The following is a 15,640-nucleotide window of genomic DNA, read 5'->3' as shown; positions in this document are numbered from 1 at the left end:
CCGCCTCGCCTGACGCTCAGCCGGTGTTCTGCAGGCCGGCGGCCACACCGGACACGGACAGGAGCAGGAGGCGCTGCAGTTCGGGATCGGCGTCGGGGTCGGCGCGCAGGGCGCGGAGCGCCCGGAGCTGCAGCAGCGACAGCGCGTCCACGTAGGGGCTCCGGAGCTTCACGGCGCGCTGCAGCACGGGCTTGTGGGAGAGCAGGCCCGTGCCGCCGGTGATCCGCACCACCCACCCGCGGGTGAGCGCCATCTCGTCGCGCACGAGCGCGGCGAGGTCGTCGCGGTCGCCGAGCGCGAGGTACTCGCGGGCGATCCGCTCGTCGGTCTTCGCGAGGCTCATGCCGACGTTGTCGATCATGGTCCGCAGTAGCGGCCACTCGCGGTAGCCGGCCTGGAGCCGCTCCAGGTCGCCGACCGCCTCGAGCGCGGTCCCGAGCCCGAACCAGCCCGCGAGGTTGATCCGCGCCTGTGTCCACGCGAACACCCACGGGATCGCGCGGAGGTCGGCCAGCGACTCGACCGACAGCCCGCGCCGGGCCGGGCGCGAGCCGAGCGCCAGCAGCCCGACCTCCTCCATCGGTGTCACGGTCGCAAACCACGGGGCGAAGCCGGGCGCCTCCACGAGCTCCGCGAAGCGGGCGCGGGACGCGGCATCCATCGTCGCCGCGACGTCGGCGTAGCGCTCCGCCGAGGAGCGGTTGCGCTCCTCGATCGACGGGGCGGAGGCCAGCAGCACCGCCGCCGCGACCTGGTCGATGTGCCGCCGCGCGATCTCCGGCTCGCCATACCGGGCGAAGATGACCTCGCCCTGCTCGGTGAGCTTGAACCGGCCGTCGACGGAGTGCGGCGGCTGCGCGAGGATCGCGCTGTTCGCAGGCCCGCCGCCGCGCCCGAGCGCGCCGCCCCGGCCGTGGAACAGCGTCAGGCGGATGCCCTCGCGATCGGCCCACTCCGCGATCTGCGCCTGCGCGGTGTACAGCGCGAGCGTCGCGGCCACGGGGCCGACGTCCTTCGAGGAGTCGGAGTACCCGAGCATGACCTCGAGCCGGCGTCCCGTCGCGGCGAGGCGCTCCGCGAACGCCGGATGCTCGACGATCTCCGCAAGGATGCCGGGCGCGGCCTGCAGGTCCGCGAACGTCTCGAACAGGGGGATGACGTCGAGCACGGGCGGTGTGCCGTCGGGGCCCGCCGCGTACCGCGCGAGCCGGTGGACGTTCTCGAGGTCCTGCGCCGACTGGGTGAACGACACGATGTACCGGCCCGCGGCCCGCAGCCCGTGCCGCCGCTGGATCGCCGCGATCGCCCGGAAGACGTCGAGCACCTCGCCGGCCTGCTCGCCGGGCTCGCCACCGGCGTCCAGCTCCGCGAGCACCCGGGCGTGGACGGCGGAATGCTGCCGCACCTCGAGCTCCGCGAGGTGGAAGCCGTACGTCTCGACCTGCCAGACGAGGTGCTGCAGCTCGCCGTACGCCTGGCGCGCGGCGCCCGCCTCGACGAGCGAGTCCTGCACCACGCGGAGGTCGGCGAGCAGCTCGTCCGGCTCGCGGTAGGCGAGGTCCGCGTCGCCGAGCCGCGTGGCCGCGATCTTCCGCGCGAGCAGCAGCACGACGATGCGGTGGGCCTCCGCCGGGGAGCGCTTGACGATCTCCGCCGCGGCGTCCTCGTCGGCTGCTGCCAGCTGCTCGCGAAGGGCGAGCAGCGCCGCGCTCGGGGTCGTGGACACCGCGTCGAGCGTCAGGGAGCGGCCGATCCGCTCGCACGCCCGCTCCAAGCCGCGCAGGACGTGGTCGCTCGCGATCCCGGCCGCGGTCTGCGTCGCGGCCGCGGTCACGAAGGGGTTGCCGTCGCGATCGCCGCCGACCCACGAGCCGACCCGCACGAACGAGCGCACGAGCGGCGCGCGGTGGCCGCTCTCGTCGCCCTGCAGCGCATCGTCGACGGCGCGGTACACGGCCGGCACGGTCGTGAAGAGGGTCTCGTCGAAGACGGCCATGATCGAGCGCACCTCGTCGGTGGGCGAGGGCTTCTCCGGCCGCAGCGGCGCGGTCCGCCAGAGCGTGTCGACCTCCTCGAGGATCCGGCGGCTCACGCGGCGCTCGCCGGCGCCGCCGTGGGCCGTCTCGTCGCGCTCCACGAGGAGCGCCGCGAGCCGGCGGATGCTGGCCGACACCGCCCGCCGGCGGGCCTCGGTGGGGTGCGCCGTGAACACGGGGTGGAAGCGCAGGTCCTGGAGCCGCTGCAGCGCGGTGTCCGGGCCGACCTCCTCGGACAGGCGCGCGAACGCGGTCGCGACCGTGTCCGCGGCATCCCGGGATCCGGGCCGTCCGTCGCGCTCGCGTAGGGAGCGCACGCGCTGGTGCTCCTCCGCGAGGTTCGCGAGGTGGAAGTAGCACGTGAAGGCCCGCGCGACCTCGTCCGCCCGCGCGACCGTGAACGAGTCGGCGATTGCGGATGCCCGGGCGAAGGCCTCCGGCGACTCCTGCGTGTACGCCTGGATCGTCGCGATCCGCAGCCGCTCCACGTCTTCGAAGAGCCCCGGCGATCCGCTCTCCCGCAGCACCTGTCCGAGCAGGGCGCCGAGGTCCCGGACGTCCGCGCGCATCCGCTCGGGCATCTCCTGGCCGGCTTCGAAGCGTCCGACGAGGTCGACCGCCTCCGTGGGGGTGGGCTCACGCATGCCTCCCACGCTAGTCCGCCCCTATTACGCGTCTGTCACGTCGGCGCCCATGACGGAGCCCTGAGTACGATGGGTTCGGAGCGCCGGGAAGTCTGGTCGGCAAAGCTTCTGCATGCCACCTGACGGAGGGCCATGAACCTGCTCCGATCGGCGCGTTTCCCAGCGATCCTGCTGTTGGCCGCCGCCGCGGCCGGTCTCGTGATCGCGAACACCGCCGTCGGCGCGGACGTCATCGAGCTCTCGCACCTGCAGGTGGGCATCCCGGGCACGCCGATCGACCTGTCCCTGTCGCACTGGATCTCCGACGGCCTCCTCGCCCTGTTCTTCTTCGCGGTGTCCGTCGAGCTGCAGTTCGAGCTCACGCGCGGCCAGCTCCGCGACCCCCGTCGCGCGATGCTCCCGGCGATCGCTGCGCTCGGCGGGGTCGTCGTACCGATCGGGCTCTACGTCGCGATCACGGCGGGCTCGGACGTCTGGGTCGGCTGGCCCGTGCCGACCGCGACCGACGTCGCGTTCGCGCTCGGCGTGCTCGCCGTCTTCGGGCGCGGCCTCCCCAGCGGCATCCGCGTCTTCCTCCTCGCGCTCGCGATCCTCGACGACATCGTCGGGATCGTGCTCATCGCGGTGCTGTTCGCCGCCGACGTGAACCTCGGGATGCTGCTGGCCGGCATCCTCTGCGCTGCCGCGTTCGCCGCCCTCAGCCGGTTGCCCGTCGGGCGCCGCGGGCGGCTCCCGGTGGCGATCGCGCTCGTCCTGCTCGCGCTCGCGACGTGGGTGTTCGTCCTGGAGTCCGGCGTGCACGCCACGATCGCCGGCGTGCTCCTCGGCCTCGGGATGTCGCAGCAGCTCGCCCTGCGGACCCTCCACGCGCTGGAGCCATGGATCAACGGGCTCGTGCTGCCGCTGTTCGCGTTCTCGGCGGCCCTCGTCGCGATCCCGGCCGTGGATGCCGGGGCGCTCTCGCCCGCGTTCTGGGGCGTGCTCATCGCGCTGCCCGTCGGCAAGCTCGTCGGTATCGCGGGGGCGACGTGGATCGGGCAGCGCTTCGCCGGCCGTACGGGCCGCCTCCCGTTCGCGGACGTGCTCGCGGTCGGCGCGCTCGGCGGCGTCGGGTTCACGGTGTCGCTGCTCCTCGCGGCGCTCGCGTTCGCCGGCGACCCGCTCGTGCGGGATCAGGCGATCCTGGGCGTGCTCGCCGGCAGCGCGATCGCCCTCGTGCTGTCCGGACTGCTCGTGTCGTGGCGCGCGCGGCAGTACCGTCGCCTGGAGGGACCGCCGGCCGACGAGGGAGCGAACGCATGACCGACGAACTGCGCCAGGCCGCCGACACGATGCGGGCGGTCCGCGACGGGTGCGTCTGGACCCAGCGGATCGGCCACGCCGACCTCGTGCCGTACCTCGTGGAGGAGAGCGCCGAGCTCGTTGACGCGATCGAGGACGGCTCCCGCGCCGACCTCCGCGAGGAGCTCGGCGACCTTCTCTGGCAGGTGCTGTTCCACGCGGAGATCGCGTCGCGCGACACCGTGGATCCGTTCGACATCGACGACGTCGCGCGCGGGCTCACGGAGAAGATGGTGCAGCGGCATCCGCACGTCTTCGCGGGCGAGGTCGCCGAGACGCCCGAGCAGGTGCTCGTCCTGTGGAACGCGGCGAAGGCGGAGGAGAAGCGGCACCGCACGAGCGTGCTCGACGGCGTCTCGCACCGGATGCCGTCGCTCGCGCTCGCGCAGAAGCTCCTCGGGAAGGCGGCCCAGGCCGGCGCGCCCGCACCCGCCGGCGGGCTCGGGAGCGGTCCGGTCCCGGACCCGACGAGCGAGCAAGAGCTCGGCGACGCGCTGCTCGCCCTCGTCGCGACGGCGCGCGCGAACGGCTGGGACGCGGAGCGCGCCCTGCGCGTGCGCCTGCGTACGCTCGAGTCCGCGATCCGCGCGGCCGAGGCCCCCGAAGCTCCTGGCCCGGGTCAGCGCGCCAGGTAGCGGCGCACCGCCTCCGCGGCGGTGTCGTGGTCGAGGACGTCCGGCTCGCCAGAGGCCGTGATCGTGCCGATGACCTCGCCGCCGACGAGGATCGGGACGGATCCGCCGTAGTACGCCTTCTCCGAATCGAGCGCGGAGACCTCGTCCAGCGTGCCGGCGTCCTGCAGGCGGCGCCGCACGAGGAGCGAGGGCACACCGTGCTCCCGCGCGACCGCGGACTTGCGCGTGATCCAGATGTCGTTGTCGGGACCGGTCGTGCCGACCTTCGTGACGAACACGATGTCGCCGCGCAGCTCGACCCGCACCGCGAGGTTCAGCCCGCGCTCGCGGATGACCTCGACGGCGACGAGACCGAGGTCGACGGCGTCGTCGTTCGTGAACGACTCCACCGCGAACGGCGGGACGGCCTCGAGGTCGGCGGTGGCGAAGACGGGCAGGTCGGTCATGAGGCTCCTCGGCTCGGTCCGGCCGCGGCGACGGTCGCCCGGGACGGGGCGGTGGCGGCCATGGGAAAGAATAGACCCCGTGGCATCCGTCAATCCGCCGCGCGGCATGCGCGACTTCCTCCCCGCTGAGAAGGCCCGGCGCGAGCGCGTGCTCGCCGTCATTCGCGAGCGCTACCGCGCCCACGGCTTCGACGAGATCGAGACGCCGGTCATGGAGGAGTACGCCCGTCTGCACGCCGGGATCGGCGGCGACAACGAGAAGCTCGCGTACACCGTGCTCAAGCGCGGGCTCGACGCCGACGCGATCCGCGCGGCCGCGGACGACCCCGCCGCCCTCACCGACCTCGGCCTGCGCTACGACCTGACCGTCCCGCTCGCGCGCTTCTACGCCTCGCACCGCGCGGAGCTGCCCGGGGTCTTCCGGGCGATTCAGATCGCCCCGGTTTGGCGCGCCGAGCGCCCGCAGAAGGGTCGCTACCGCCAGTTCGTGCAGTGCGACATCGACATCATCGGGGATGCCACGGTGCGCGCCGAGGCCGAGCTCGTCGTCGCCTCCCTCGATGCGCTCGACGCCCTCGGGCTGCGCGACGCCGTCGTCCGCGTGAACGATCGCCGGGCGCTCGACTGGATGCTGGGCAGCTTCGGGTTCGCCCCGGACGAGCGCGCCGGCGTCCTCATCACGATCGACAAGCTCGACAAGATCGGCGCGAGCGGCGTCGTCGCCGAGCTGCGCGAGCGCGGCGCCACTCCGACCGCCGTCGACGCGTACGAGCGGTTCCTGGGGCGCGACGTGGTCGCGGGCACGGGGTTCGGGGCGGAGTTCGGGGCGGACGCGATCCGTGCCGCGCTGCCGGACGGTGCGCCCGACGAGCTCGTGGGGCACCTCGCCGGGCTCGGCGCGACCGTGGCGCAGGCGCGGTCCGGCGCCGCCGTCCCGCTCGTGTTCGACCCGTTCCTCGTGCGGGGGATGGGCTACTACACGGGCACGATCTTCGAGCTCGGCCACCCGGCCGCGGGCTCCTCGCTCGGCGGCGGGGGGCGCTACGACGGGATGATCGGCCGCTTCCTCGGCCAGGACGTGCCGGCGGTCGGCTTCTCGCTCGGCTTCGAGCGCATCGTCGACCTCCTCGACGAGACGGCGGATGCCGCGGCGGACGCGATCGTGCTCGTGCACGACGCCGACGTGCCCACGGGCGAGCTCCTCGCCCACAAGGCCCGCCTCGTCGCCGGCGGCGCCCGCGTGCGGATCGAGCAGCGCCCCCGGAACCTGACGGGCCTGCTCGACCGCGCGGCATCCGACGGCTACACGCGCTTCGGCGTCGTTTCGGCGGGCACGATCGAGCTGGAGCTGAAGCCGCTGGGCTGACGCTGGGCTGAAGCCGATATTGACGGGCGTGGGACATCCCATCCCGTCACCCGCCGTTCACCGGGAGGAGTTCCAATCGGAGCATGAGCCGCACCCGAACGGCGATGGTCGCCGCGGCCTCCACGGTCGCGGCGGTCGGTGTCGTGCTGGTGGCCGCGCGCGAGTTCCTCAAGAACCAGGCGGCGCTCGCACGCCGGCGGATCGGCAAGCCGCTCGGCGAGGCCGCCCCGGACGCCGACCGGGTGTGGCGCAGCGCGTACGAGGGCAAGCCGCTGCGGCTGCTGATCCTCGGCGACTCGACCGCGGCGGGGCTGGGCGCGGAGCGCCGGAAGGACGTGCTGGGCGCGCGCATCGCGCGGGGCCTCGGGCGGCGCCTGCGCCGGCCCGTGCGGCTGCGGACGGCCGCGGTCGTCGGCTCCGAGTCCTCCGCGCTCGACGCGCAGCTCGACTCCCTCCCGGAGCGGTACCGGCCGGATGTCGCGATCATCGTCGTCGGAGGCAACGACGTGACCCACCGCGTGCCGCGGCACGTCTCGGTGCAGCACCTGGAACGGGCGATCGAGCGCCTGCGCGACCGCGGCGTGCCGGTCGTCGTCGGCACGTGCCCGGACCTCGGCGCGCTCCGCCCCGTGCCGCAGCCGCTGCGCTCGGTCGCGTCGCGCTGGTCCCGCCAGCTGGCGGCGGCGCAGGCCGAGGCCGCGGAGCGGCTCGGCGCCCAGGTCGTGTCGCTGCGGCGCACGGTCGGGCCCCTGTTCCTGGAGCAGCCGGACGAGATGTTCAGCCTCGACCGCTTCCACCCGAGCGCCCTCGGCTACCGCCGGACCGCGGAGGCGTTCCTCCCCGCCGTGCTGGCCGCCCTGGGCATCGAGGACACCCCGCCCGCGCCCTCGTCCCCGCTTCCGCCCGTCTGATCCCGCTCCCGCCCCGTGTCGGCCTGATCGCCCGCTCCGGCGTCCCGCTCACCTGTCGCGATAGCCCGCTCACGTCGCCGATCGCGTCGGGCGAACCCGGCGTTCGGCCGCTCACCTGTCGCTAACCGCGGCGGTCGCGGTCAGACGCGACAGGTGGACGGGCTGGGTGCGTGTCTAGCTTCCGGCGGCGCGGCGCACGAGCTCGGCGATCCGCTTCTCGACGTCCGGCGTGATCTCGAGGATCGCGAAGGACGTCGCCCACATCTGCCCGTCGTCGAGCTGCGCGTTCTCCTGGAACCCGAGCGTGCCGTAGCGGTACTTGAACTTCGTGGCCGGCTGGTAGAACGCGACGCACTTGCCGGCCGCGAAATAGGCCGGGAACCCGTACCAGGTCTTCGGGGCGAGCTCGGGCGCCGTCGCGGTGATGATCGCGTGGATGCTCTCCGCGATGCCGCGGTCGGGCTCCTCCATCGCGGCGATCGCCTCGAGCACCTCGGCGGCGTCCTCCTCGGGCGTCGTCTTGCCGCGCCGCTTCTTCCGCAGCTCCGCGGAGCGCTGCTTCATCGCGGCCCGCTCCTCCGCGGTGAATTCGTCGGTGTCGGCGTCGTTCGTCTTCGTGGTTGCCGTCTTCGTGGTTGCCATGTCGCCAGGCTACGAACCGCCTGGGGTCGTGCGCTTCTCGATTCCTGCTCAGACGGGGTTGACCACGCCGAGCGGCTCCCGCGAGGCTGAGGGTCATGGCCGAGCCGACCCCGCAGAACTGGACGCGCGTCGACGAGTACCTCACGCGCACGCTCATCCCCGAGGACGCCGCGCTCGAGGCGGCGCTCGCGGCGCAGCGCGCGGCGGGGATGCCGGAGATCCAGGTGTCCCCGCTGGGCGGCAAGCTCCTGAACCTCCTGGTCCGGATGTCGGGCGCCCGGCGGGTGCTGGAGATCGGCACGCTCGGCGGCTACTCCACGATCTGGATGGCGCGCGGTCTGCCCGAGGGCGGCCTCGTCGTGACGATCGAGGCCGAGCCCGCCCACGCGGCGGTTGCGCGGCGCAGCATCGACGCGGCGGGCCTGGGGGAGCGCGTCGAGATCCGGATCGGCCGCGGCGAGCGCGTGCTGCCCGAGCTTGCGGGCGGCGAGCCGTTCGACCTCGTCTTCGTCGACGCCGACAAGGAGTCCAACGCGCTCTACCTCGACTGGGCGGCCCGCCTCGGGCATCCCGGCACCGTCGTGGTCGTCGACAACATCGGGCGTGGCGGCGACGTCGCCGACCCCGGATCCCACGCGCACGGCGTCCAGGGGACGCGGGCGGGACTCGCCGTCCTCGGCGGCGATCCGCGGTTCGACGCGACCGCCCTGCAGACCGTGGGGGTCAAGGACTGGGACGGCGTCGCGATCGCTCTCGTGACCTGACTCAGGACCCGACCCATGTCACGCCGCGACGCCGCGCTCACTAGACTCGGACGCGGACCGAGGACGTTCTGATCCCTGTCCCGTCGGCCCCAGTTCCCCCACTCTAAGGAGCCCATCCGTGGCACTCATCGAGGCTGTCAACGCGCGCGAGATCCTGGATTCGCGCGGCAACCCGACCGTCGAAGTGGAGGTGCTCCTGGACGACGGGATCGTGCAGCGCGCCGCCGTCCCCTCGGGTGCGTCGACCGGCGCGTTCGAGGCGTACGAGCTCCGCGACGGCGACAAGGGCCGCTACGGCGGGAAGGGCGTCCAGCAGGCCGTCGACGCCGTCATCGACGAGCTCGGCCCCGCCCTCGAGGGCATCGACGCGAGCGAGCAGCGCGTCATCGACGAGGTCCTCATCGCGGTCGACGGCTCGGACAACAAGTCGCGCACGGGCGCGAACGCGATCCTCGGCGTCAGCCTCGCCGTCGCGAAGGCCGCGGCCGACAGCGCCGACCTGCCCCTCTTTCGCTACCTGGGCGGCCCGAACGCGCACGTCCTGCCGGTCCCGCTGTTCAACGTCATCAACGGCGGCGAGCACGCGGACAACGGCATCGACTTCCAGGAGTTCTTCCTGGCACCGATCGGCGCGGACACGTTCGCGGAGTCGCTCCGCTGGGGCACCGAGGTCTACCACGTCCTCAAGGGCGAGCTGAAGGCGGCGGGCTTCGCCACGGGCCTCGGCGACGAGGGCGGCTTCGCCCCCGACCTTCCGAGCAACCGCGAGGGCCTCGACTTCCTGCTGAAGGCGATCGAGAAGGCCGGCTTCACCCCCGGCCGTGACGTCGCCGTGGGCCTCGACGTCGCCGCCACCGAGTTCTTCGCCGACGGCGTCTACACCGTCGAGGGCCAGGCCTGGACGGCCGAGAAGCTGACCGACTACTTCGCCGACCTCGTCGCGAACTACCCGATCGTCACGATCGAGGACGCCCTCGCCGAGGACGACTGGGACGCCTGGAAGGTGCTCACCGACAAGCTCGGCACGAGCGTGCAGCTCGTCGGCGACGACCTGTTCGTCACCAACCCTGCCCGCCTGCAGAAGGGCATCGACCTCGGCGTCGCGAACGCGCTCCTCGTGAAGGTGAACCAGATCGGGACGCTCTCCGAGACGCTCGACGCGGTCGCGCTCGCCACCGCGAACGGTTACCGCTCGATGCTGTCGCATCGCTCCGGCGAGACCGAGGACACCACGATCGCCGACCTTGCGGTCGCGACCAACTGCGGTCAGATCAAGGCCGGCGCGCCCGCCCGCAGCGAGCGCGTCGCGAAATACAATCAGCTTCTGCGCATCGAGGAGGAGCTGGGCGAGGCCGCGTCGTTCGCGGGTCGCGCGGCCTTCCCCCGCTACAAGGGCTGAGCGCACCTGATCCCGGACGGAAGGGGGAGTCGTGACGAGACGTGCGGCTCCCCCTTCCGGTTCCAGGGCTCCACGGCGGCGCGTCGACGTCCGCCAGTGGCTCGGCGGCCTCCGGTTGTCCGGGTTCGCGGTCATCATGCTCGGCCTCGTCGTGCTGGGCGTCTTCGTGCTCGTGCCGACGGTCGGCACGTATCTCGACCAGCGCCGCCAGATCGCGGCGGCGGAGTCGGCGATCGCGCTCACGCAGCAGGACGTCGACGACCTCCAGCGCGAGAGTCAGCGCTGGTCGGATCCCGCTTACATCACGACGCAGGCGCGCGAGCGGCTCTACTACGTCCGGCCCGGCGAGGTCGTCTACCTCGTCGACGACGACCTCCCGGCATCCGCCGTTCCGCAGGAGCAGGCCCCCGTCAGCGAGGACGTGACGAAGACCCGGACGGACTGGATGACCCAGTTCGTGCGTTCCCTCACGACCACCGGCCTGTCCCGCAGCATCTCTACGGCTCCCACTTCCCCCGCCACCCCCGCGCCCGCGTCTCCCAGCCCCGCCGGGTAGCCTGGCGGGATGACGCCTCCGTTCCCTCCGGTGAGCGCTGCGGAGCTGGCGGTGCTGCGCGCGCAGCTCGGCCGCCCCGCGCGGGGTGTCCTCGGGATCGCGGCGCGCTGCGTCTGCGGCAACCCGACGGTGGTCGCGACCGCGCCTCGTCTCGAGGACGGCACGCCGTTCCCCACGTTCTACTACCTCACCCATCCCGCCGCGACCATCGCGATGTCGGTGATCGAGGCCGAGCACGTCATGCGCGAGCTGGGCGACTGGCTCGCCGACGACGAGGAGGTCGCGGCCGCCTACCGGGCCGCGCACGAGGCGTACATCCGCGACCGCGACGTGTTCGGCGAGGTCCCCGAGATCGCGGGGATCTCGGCCGGCGGCATGCCGACGCGCGTCAAGTGCCTGCACGCCGTGGCCGCTCACGCGCTGGCCGCGGGCCCGGGCGTGAACCCGGTCGGCGATGCGGCGCTCGCCCGCTCGGACTGGAGCCCGCAACGCTGCGTGTGCGAGCAGCCCGGCGCCGCCCGGACGGCGTCCGCGTGAGGCGAACGACCCGCCTCGCCGCCGCGGTGCTGGCCCTCGCCTCGATCGCGGCCCTCGGGGCCGCGGCCTCCCCGCCCGCTGTGTCTCCGTCATCCGTGTCCCCGTCATCCGTGTCCACCCCCGCGTCGCCGTCCGGTGATCCGGTGCAGGCCGCCGAGTACTGGCTGAACGACTACGGCATCCGCGACGCGTGGCAGGTCACGCGCGGTGCGGGCACGAAGATCGCGATCATCGACACCGGCATCGGCCAGGGGCCGGTGTTCGCGGGCGTCGTCGCGGGGACCGACGAGTCCACCGTCGGCAGCCCGGACGGCCGTACACCAGTGGGCACCGAGGATCCGGACCACGGGAGCTGGGTCGCCTCGCTCGCCGCCGGGCGTGGGACGGGCGGGGGAGCGGGGATGCTGGGGGTCGCGCCTGACGCGGACCTGCTCTCCGTCTCGCTCGGGTTCGGCGGCTCGTCCCCGGTGTCGTTCACGAAGCAGGTCGCCGCCGGCATCCGCTGGGCCGTCGACCACGGCGCGGACGTCATCAACCTGTCGTTCACGACGAACACGCTGGGCTGGGATCCGAGCTGGGACGACGCGTTCCTTTACGCCTTCGATCACGACGTCGTGGTCGTCGTCGCGGCCGGGAACCGGGGCTCGGGCACGGATGTCGTCGGGGCCCCCGCCACGATCCCGGGCGTCCTCACGGTCGCGGGCGTGACACCGTTGGGCGCCGCGAGCGTCGAGGCGTCCACACAGGGCATCGTGATCGGGATCTCCGCCCCGAGCGAGCAGCTGCTGGGCGTGTCCGCCAACGGGCAGGTCGTGGTCTGGAACGGCACGAGCGGGGCCGCGCCGATCATCGCCGGGGTCGCCGCGCTCGTGCGGGCGGCGCATCCGGACCTCAACGCGGCGAACGTGATCAACCGCATCATCGCGACGGCCCGGCCGGCGTCCGGCCAGTCGCACGTGCCGGACGCGCAGTACGGCTACGGGCTCGTGGACGCGTCGGCGGCCGTCGGTGCCGACGTGCCGCTCGTGTCGGCGAATCCGATGGGCGACCTCTCGGACTGGATCCGCGTGTACCGGCGCGCCGCGGCGGTCACGCCGACGCCGACCGCGTCGCCGCTGCCGGTCGAGGCGCTGCCCGCGCCGGACACGGCCACGAGCGACCTTTCGCCGCTGCTGCCGTCGTACGGCACGTTCGTCTACGGATCGGTGCCGCTTCTGGCGCTGACGGTCCCGGCTATACTGGTCGCGCTCGGCGTCACCGCTGCTGTCCGACGCATCCGTTCGGCGCGCGACTCGCGTTCGCCGCACAAATAACCCGTGAAGGGACTCGTTCCACCGTGACCAGCACTGCGCCCAGGATCCTCATCGTCGGCGGTGGCTATGCAGGCTTCTACACCGCGTGGCGGCTCGAGAAGCATCTGAGGCGGGGGGAGGCTGACGTCACGGTCGTCGATCCGTTGCCGTACATGACCTACCAGCCGTTCCTGCCGGAGGTCGCCGCCGGATCGATCGAGGCCCGGCACGCCGTGGTGACGCTTCGTCGTCACCTCAAGCGCACGACCGTGGTCACCGCGAAGATCACGAAGATCGACCACGCGAACAAGGTCGCCACCATCACGCCGCCGATCGGCGAGTCGTGGCAGCACGAGTACGACCAGATCGTGGTCACGGCCGGCGCCGTCTCCCGCACCTTCCCGATCCCGGGAATCGCGGACAACGCGATCGGCCTCAAGACGATCGAGGAGGCGGTGGCGATCCGCGACCAGCTCCTCACGAACTTCGACAAGGCGATGGCGCTGCCCCCGGGGCCGGAGCGCGAGCGGCTCCTCACTGTCGTCGTGGTCGGCGGCGGGTTCGCCGGGATCGAGATCTTCGCGGAGCTGCGCTCCTTCGCGTCGTCGCTGCTGAAGTTCTACCCGCAGCTCTCCTTCGACGAGACCCACTTCCACCTGATCGAGGCCACGGGCCGGATCATGCCGGAGGTCTCGGTCCCCACGAGCGAGTGGGTGCTGAAAGACCTCGCGAAGAAGGGCGCCTACGTCCACCTCGACACGCAGGTCAAGGGTGCGGTCGACGGCATCATCGAGCTGTCGACCGGCGAGACGATCCCGAGCGACGTCATCGTGTGGACCGCGGGCGTGATGGCGAACCCCGCCGTCGTCCGGGGCTCGGACCTCCCCGCCGACGAGCGCGGCCGCATCCGTACCCGTACCGACCTCCGCGTCGGCACGGAGGAGGAGATCGTGGCGGACGCGTGGGCGGCCGGCGACGTGGCAGCGGTCCCGGACCTCTCCGGCGACGGCGTCGGCGGCTACTGCGTGCCGAACGCGCAGCACGCCGTGCGTCAGGGCAAGCTCCTCGCGAAGAACCTGGCCGCGGTGATCCGCGGCGAGCTCCCGCGCGAGTACCTCCACAAGAACCTCGGCGCGGTCGCGGGCCTCGGCCTCTACGACGGCGTGTTCCAGGCCAAGGGCCTCGCGCTCAAGGGCTTCATCGCGTGGTGCGCGCACCGCGGCTACCACGGCATGGCGATGCCGTCGTGGGAGCGCAAGTGGCGCGTGCTGTGGGGCTGGTGGAACAACTTCTGGCTCGGCCGCGACATCGCGACGCTGGAGGCGGTGCAGAACCCCCGCTACGTGTTCGAGGAGTTCGCCGCTCGCCCGCGTCCGGCTCAGGCGGCCGCTCCGGTGACCGCTTCCGTGCCGACCGCCCCCACGACCGGCACGGTGAGGACCCCGGCCCCCACCCGCTGACACGCGACCACCAACACTCGACCAACAACACGCGAGTACCGACGGTCGAGCCCCGCTGACGGCCCCCGTAGCCCAACCGGAAGAGGCAGGCGACTTAAAATCGCTTCAGTCTGGGTTCGAATCCCAGCGGGGGCACGTTCTCGGTCAGAACGGCGGGGGATCGGCGTCGGGGACGAACACCACCCGGGGTGGCGGTTCGTCGAGGGAGGTGCGACCGTCGGGGCTCGTCCACTCCAGGGTTCCGCCGGGGAGCTGGCGCACCGTCCAGTCGGTCGCGTGCTTCAGGGTGTGATGGCGCTTGCACAGGCAGCAGAGGTTGCACACCTCCGTCTTGCCGCCGCGGGCGTGGTCGTGCGTGTGGTCGATGTCGCACCGCGCCGCGGGCATCCGGCATCCGGGGAAGCGGCAGTGTCGGTCGCGCGCGTGGAGCAGGCGTCGCTGCTCCTCCGAGGGGCGGTAGCGGTCGACCGTGAGCACGACCCCGGTCACCGGATGCAGCAGGATGCGGTCCCACCCGGGGCACTCGCCGGCCAGACGCCTCGCCGAGGTCGGGTCCACGGGTGAGCGGCCGTCGATCTCCGCGCCCGAGTCGGTCGTTCCGGTCAGCGTCGTCACCGGGATCGTGATCTCGACCTGCGCGCGGATCGCCCCGAGCCCACCGGGGGAGCGGTCGCGGGTGGGATCGATCGCCGGCGCACCCGTCAGCAGCATGTCCGTCAGCAGGTCCGCGCGGACCTGGTCGAGCGACCGCGCATCCTCCGACCCCACCGCAGCATCGGCCTGAACGCCCGCATCCGCCTCGTCCGGCACGCCCTGGATCGCGCGCGCCTGCTGGGTGAGGCGGGAGAGGATGCCGCGCGCGAGCACGGTCGGCAGCAGCACGACCAGCTCGGACATCCCGTCATCCACCTCACGGACCGAGACCCCGCGCGTCTCGAGAGCCGCGGCGTGCCGCTCGGCCATGCTCGCGGGGTTCACGCGCTCGGCCAGCTGGCGCGCGAACGCGCGCGTGCGCGGCGCCGTCTGCGTCTCGGCCCGCCCGAGCACGACCCGCTCGAACGCCGCGCGCACCGCCGGCTCGGCGATGCCCGCACCCGCGTCGAGGATCGCGTCGGCGTGGCGGCGGCTGATGCGCGCCTCGGCGAGCGCCTCCAGCGTCCCCGGGAACAGCTCGCGGAGCCGATGCGCCTCGTCCATCTGGTCCTGCACGGTGCGGTCGTTCACGCGGACCGCGGTGCCGAGCTCGGCGGCGACGCAGCGCCGCGCCATCTCCCGATCGCGCGCGGTGCCCGGCATCCGCTCCATCGCGACCCGCGCGATCGCCTCGGCGTCGGCGAGGAGCCGCGCCTCCCGGGCGGCCAGCCGTGCGGCCGCGGCGCGCACCTCGGCGAACTCGTCGGTGATCGTCGAGAGCCGTGCGCGCTCGACCGGATCGAACCCGGCCATCTCGAGGGGGAGCAGGAGGCGCTGCCGACCGCCCATGGCGTGCCCTCCCTCCGGGACTCGAACGACGAACCATCAGCCCCGCACAACCGGGACCGGATCATCGATCGAGATGGGCACTCGACGACCTGCCAGAAGCATCTCACCCCCCTCCGACATTCCGGAGGG

At 73.0% G+C, this 15,640-nt stretch carries 14 protein-coding genes and 1 tRNA gene; 11 read left to right on the top strand and 4 right to left on the bottom strand.

All coding sequences use genetic code 11. The annotated features are described in order from the left end of the window. Positions 1-16: 16 nt before the first annotated feature. Positions 17-2,680: a phosphoenolpyruvate carboxylase gene (locus ABCS02_RS20180; protein ID WP_345837482.1), complete on the bottom strand. Its 2,664-nt coding sequence runs from the start codon at positions 2,678-2,680 to the stop codon at positions 17-19. 132 nt (positions 2,681-2,812) lie between these two features. Here ABCS02_RS20180 and ABCS02_RS20175 point away from each other — a divergent pair, with 132 nt between their 5' ends. Further along, positions 2,813-3,982, top strand: a complete 1,170-nt coding sequence (locus tag ABCS02_RS20175; protein WP_345837481.1) for a Na+/H+ antiporter NhaA — start codon at positions 2,813-2,815, stop codon at positions 3,980-3,982. Next, positions 3,979-4,656 (top strand): MazG family protein, encoded by a 678-nt coding sequence (locus tag ABCS02_RS20170; RefSeq protein WP_345837480.1) that lies wholly within the window; start codon positions 3,979-3,981, stop codon positions 4,654-4,656. Before ABCS02_RS20175 ends, ABCS02_RS20170 begins: the two co-directional genes overlap by 4 nt. On the opposite strand, the gene ABCS02_RS20165 is transcribed toward ABCS02_RS20170, so the two are convergent. Then, on the bottom strand, positions 4,641-5,102 hold the full coding sequence (locus ABCS02_RS20165; protein ID WP_345837479.1) for a heme-binding protein: 462 nt from the start codon (positions 5,100-5,102) through the stop codon (positions 4,641-4,643). The genes ABCS02_RS20170 and ABCS02_RS20165 overlap by 16 nt on opposite strands. A 106-nt stretch (positions 5,103-5,208) precedes the next feature. Here ABCS02_RS20165 and ABCS02_RS20160 point away from each other — a divergent pair, with 106 nt between their 5' ends. Together ABCS02_RS20160 and ABCS02_RS20155 are read left to right on the top strand one after the other, a co-directional pair. Next, the gene (locus ABCS02_RS20160; RefSeq protein ID WP_345837997.1) at positions 5,209-6,468 is read left to right on the top strand and encodes an ATP phosphoribosyltransferase regulatory subunit; all 1,260 of its coding nucleotides are present in this window, start codon (positions 5,209-5,211) and stop codon (positions 6,466-6,468) included. A gap of 83 nt (positions 6,469-6,551) precedes the next feature. Continuing rightward, positions 6,552-7,379 carry an SGNH/GDSL hydrolase family protein gene (locus ABCS02_RS20155; RefSeq protein WP_345837478.1) on the top strand — a complete coding sequence of 276 codons (828 nt, stop codon included), beginning with the start codon at positions 6,552-6,554 and terminating at the stop codon, positions 7,377-7,379. A gap of 174 nt (positions 7,380-7,553) precedes the next feature. On the opposite strand, the gene ABCS02_RS20150 is transcribed toward ABCS02_RS20155, so the two are convergent. After that, on the bottom strand, positions 7,554-8,021 hold the full coding sequence (locus ABCS02_RS20150) for a hypothetical protein (RefSeq protein ID WP_345837477.1): 468 nt from the start codon (positions 8,019-8,021) through the stop codon (positions 7,554-7,556). A gap of 95 nt (positions 8,022-8,116) precedes the next feature. On the opposite strand from ABCS02_RS20150, the gene ABCS02_RS20145 reads away from it, so the two are divergent. The 7 genes from ABCS02_RS20145 to ABCS02_RS20115 all read left to right on the top strand — a co-directional run bounded on the left by ABCS02_RS20145 (position 8,117) and on the right by ABCS02_RS20115 (position 14,164). Continuing rightward, on the top strand, positions 8,117-8,785 hold the full coding sequence (locus tag ABCS02_RS20145) for an O-methyltransferase (protein WP_345837476.1): 669 nt from the start codon (positions 8,117-8,119) through the stop codon (positions 8,783-8,785). Positions 8,786-8,903: 118 nt separating this feature from the next. Next, on the top strand, positions 8,904-10,184 hold the full coding sequence (eno, locus tag ABCS02_RS20140; protein ID WP_345837475.1) for a phosphopyruvate hydratase: 1,281 nt from the start codon (positions 8,904-8,906) through the stop codon (positions 10,182-10,184). 31 nt (positions 10,185-10,215) lie between these two features. Next, on the top strand, positions 10,216-10,740 hold the full coding sequence (locus ABCS02_RS20135; RefSeq protein WP_345837474.1) for a septum formation initiator family protein: 525 nt from the start codon (positions 10,216-10,218) through the stop codon (positions 10,738-10,740). Between the two features lie 9 nt (positions 10,741-10,749). After that, positions 10,750-11,277, top strand: a complete 528-nt coding sequence (locus ABCS02_RS20130) for a DUF501 domain-containing protein (RefSeq protein WP_345837473.1) — start codon at positions 10,750-10,752, stop codon at positions 11,275-11,277. Continuing rightward, complete coding sequence (locus ABCS02_RS20125; protein WP_345837472.1) at positions 11,274-12,590, top strand: S8 family serine peptidase; 1,317 nt, start codon at positions 11,274-11,276, stop codon at positions 12,588-12,590. The genes ABCS02_RS20130 and ABCS02_RS20125 overlap by 4 nt, the downstream gene beginning before the upstream one ends. 23 nt (positions 12,591-12,613) lie before the next feature. Next, positions 12,614-14,029 carry an FAD-dependent oxidoreductase gene (locus ABCS02_RS20120; protein WP_345837471.1) on the top strand — a complete coding sequence of 472 codons (1,416 nt, stop codon included), beginning with the start codon at positions 12,614-12,616 and terminating at the stop codon, positions 14,027-14,029. 61 nt (positions 14,030-14,090) lie between these two features. Continuing rightward, positions 14,091-14,164: transfer RNA gene (locus ABCS02_RS20115), tRNA-Leu, on the top strand. Between the two features lie 9 nt (positions 14,165-14,173). Here the strand turns inward: ABCS02_RS20115 and ABCS02_RS20110 are convergent. Further along, positions 14,174-15,511 (bottom strand): DUF222 domain-containing protein, encoded by a 1,338-nt coding sequence (locus ABCS02_RS20110; RefSeq protein WP_345837470.1) that lies wholly within the window; start codon positions 15,509-15,511, stop codon positions 14,174-14,176. Positions 15,512-15,640 lie beyond the last annotated feature (129 nt).

The sequence above is a fragment of the Microbacterium sp. X-17 genome (assembly GCF_039615055.1).
The sequence above is the reverse complement of the archived record's forward strand: the minus strand, read 5'-3'. Positions and strand labels throughout refer to the sequence as shown.

Excerpts from the sequence above, each read along its gene's own strand:
- ABCS02_RS20180 (WP_345837482.1), bottom strand. The coding sequence starts at position 2,680 with ATGCGTGAGCCCACCCCCACGGAGGCGGTCGACCTCGTCGGACGCTTC.
- ABCS02_RS20175 (WP_345837481.1), top strand. The coding sequence starts at position 2,813 with ATGAACCTGCTCCGATCGGCGCGTTTCCCAGCGATCCTGCTGTTGGCC.
- ABCS02_RS20170 (WP_345837480.1), top strand. The coding sequence starts at position 3,979 with ATGACCGACGAACTGCGCCAGGCCGCCGACACGATGCGGGCGGTCCGC.
- ABCS02_RS20165 (WP_345837479.1), bottom strand. The coding sequence starts at position 5,102 with ATGACCGACCTGCCCGTCTTCGCCACCGCCGACCTCGAGGCCGTCCCG.
- ABCS02_RS20160 (WP_345837997.1), top strand. The coding sequence starts at position 5,209 with ATGCGCGACTTCCTCCCCGCTGAGAAGGCCCGGCGCGAGCGCGTGCTC.
- ABCS02_RS20155 (WP_345837478.1), top strand. The coding sequence starts at position 6,552 with ATGAGCCGCACCCGAACGGCGATGGTCGCCGCGGCCTCCACGGTCGCG.
- ABCS02_RS20150 (WP_345837477.1), bottom strand. The coding sequence starts at position 8,021 with ATGGCAACCACGAAGACGGCAACCACGAAGACGAACGACGCCGACACC.
- ABCS02_RS20145 (WP_345837476.1), top strand. The coding sequence starts at position 8,117 with ATGGCCGAGCCGACCCCGCAGAACTGGACGCGCGTCGACGAGTACCTC.
- ABCS02_RS20130 (WP_345837473.1), top strand. The coding sequence starts at position 10,750 with ATGACGCCTCCGTTCCCTCCGGTGAGCGCTGCGGAGCTGGCGGTGCTG.
- ABCS02_RS20110 (WP_345837470.1), bottom strand. The coding sequence starts at position 15,511 with ATGGGCGGTCGGCAGCGCCTCCTGCTCCCCCTCGAGATGGCCGGGTTC.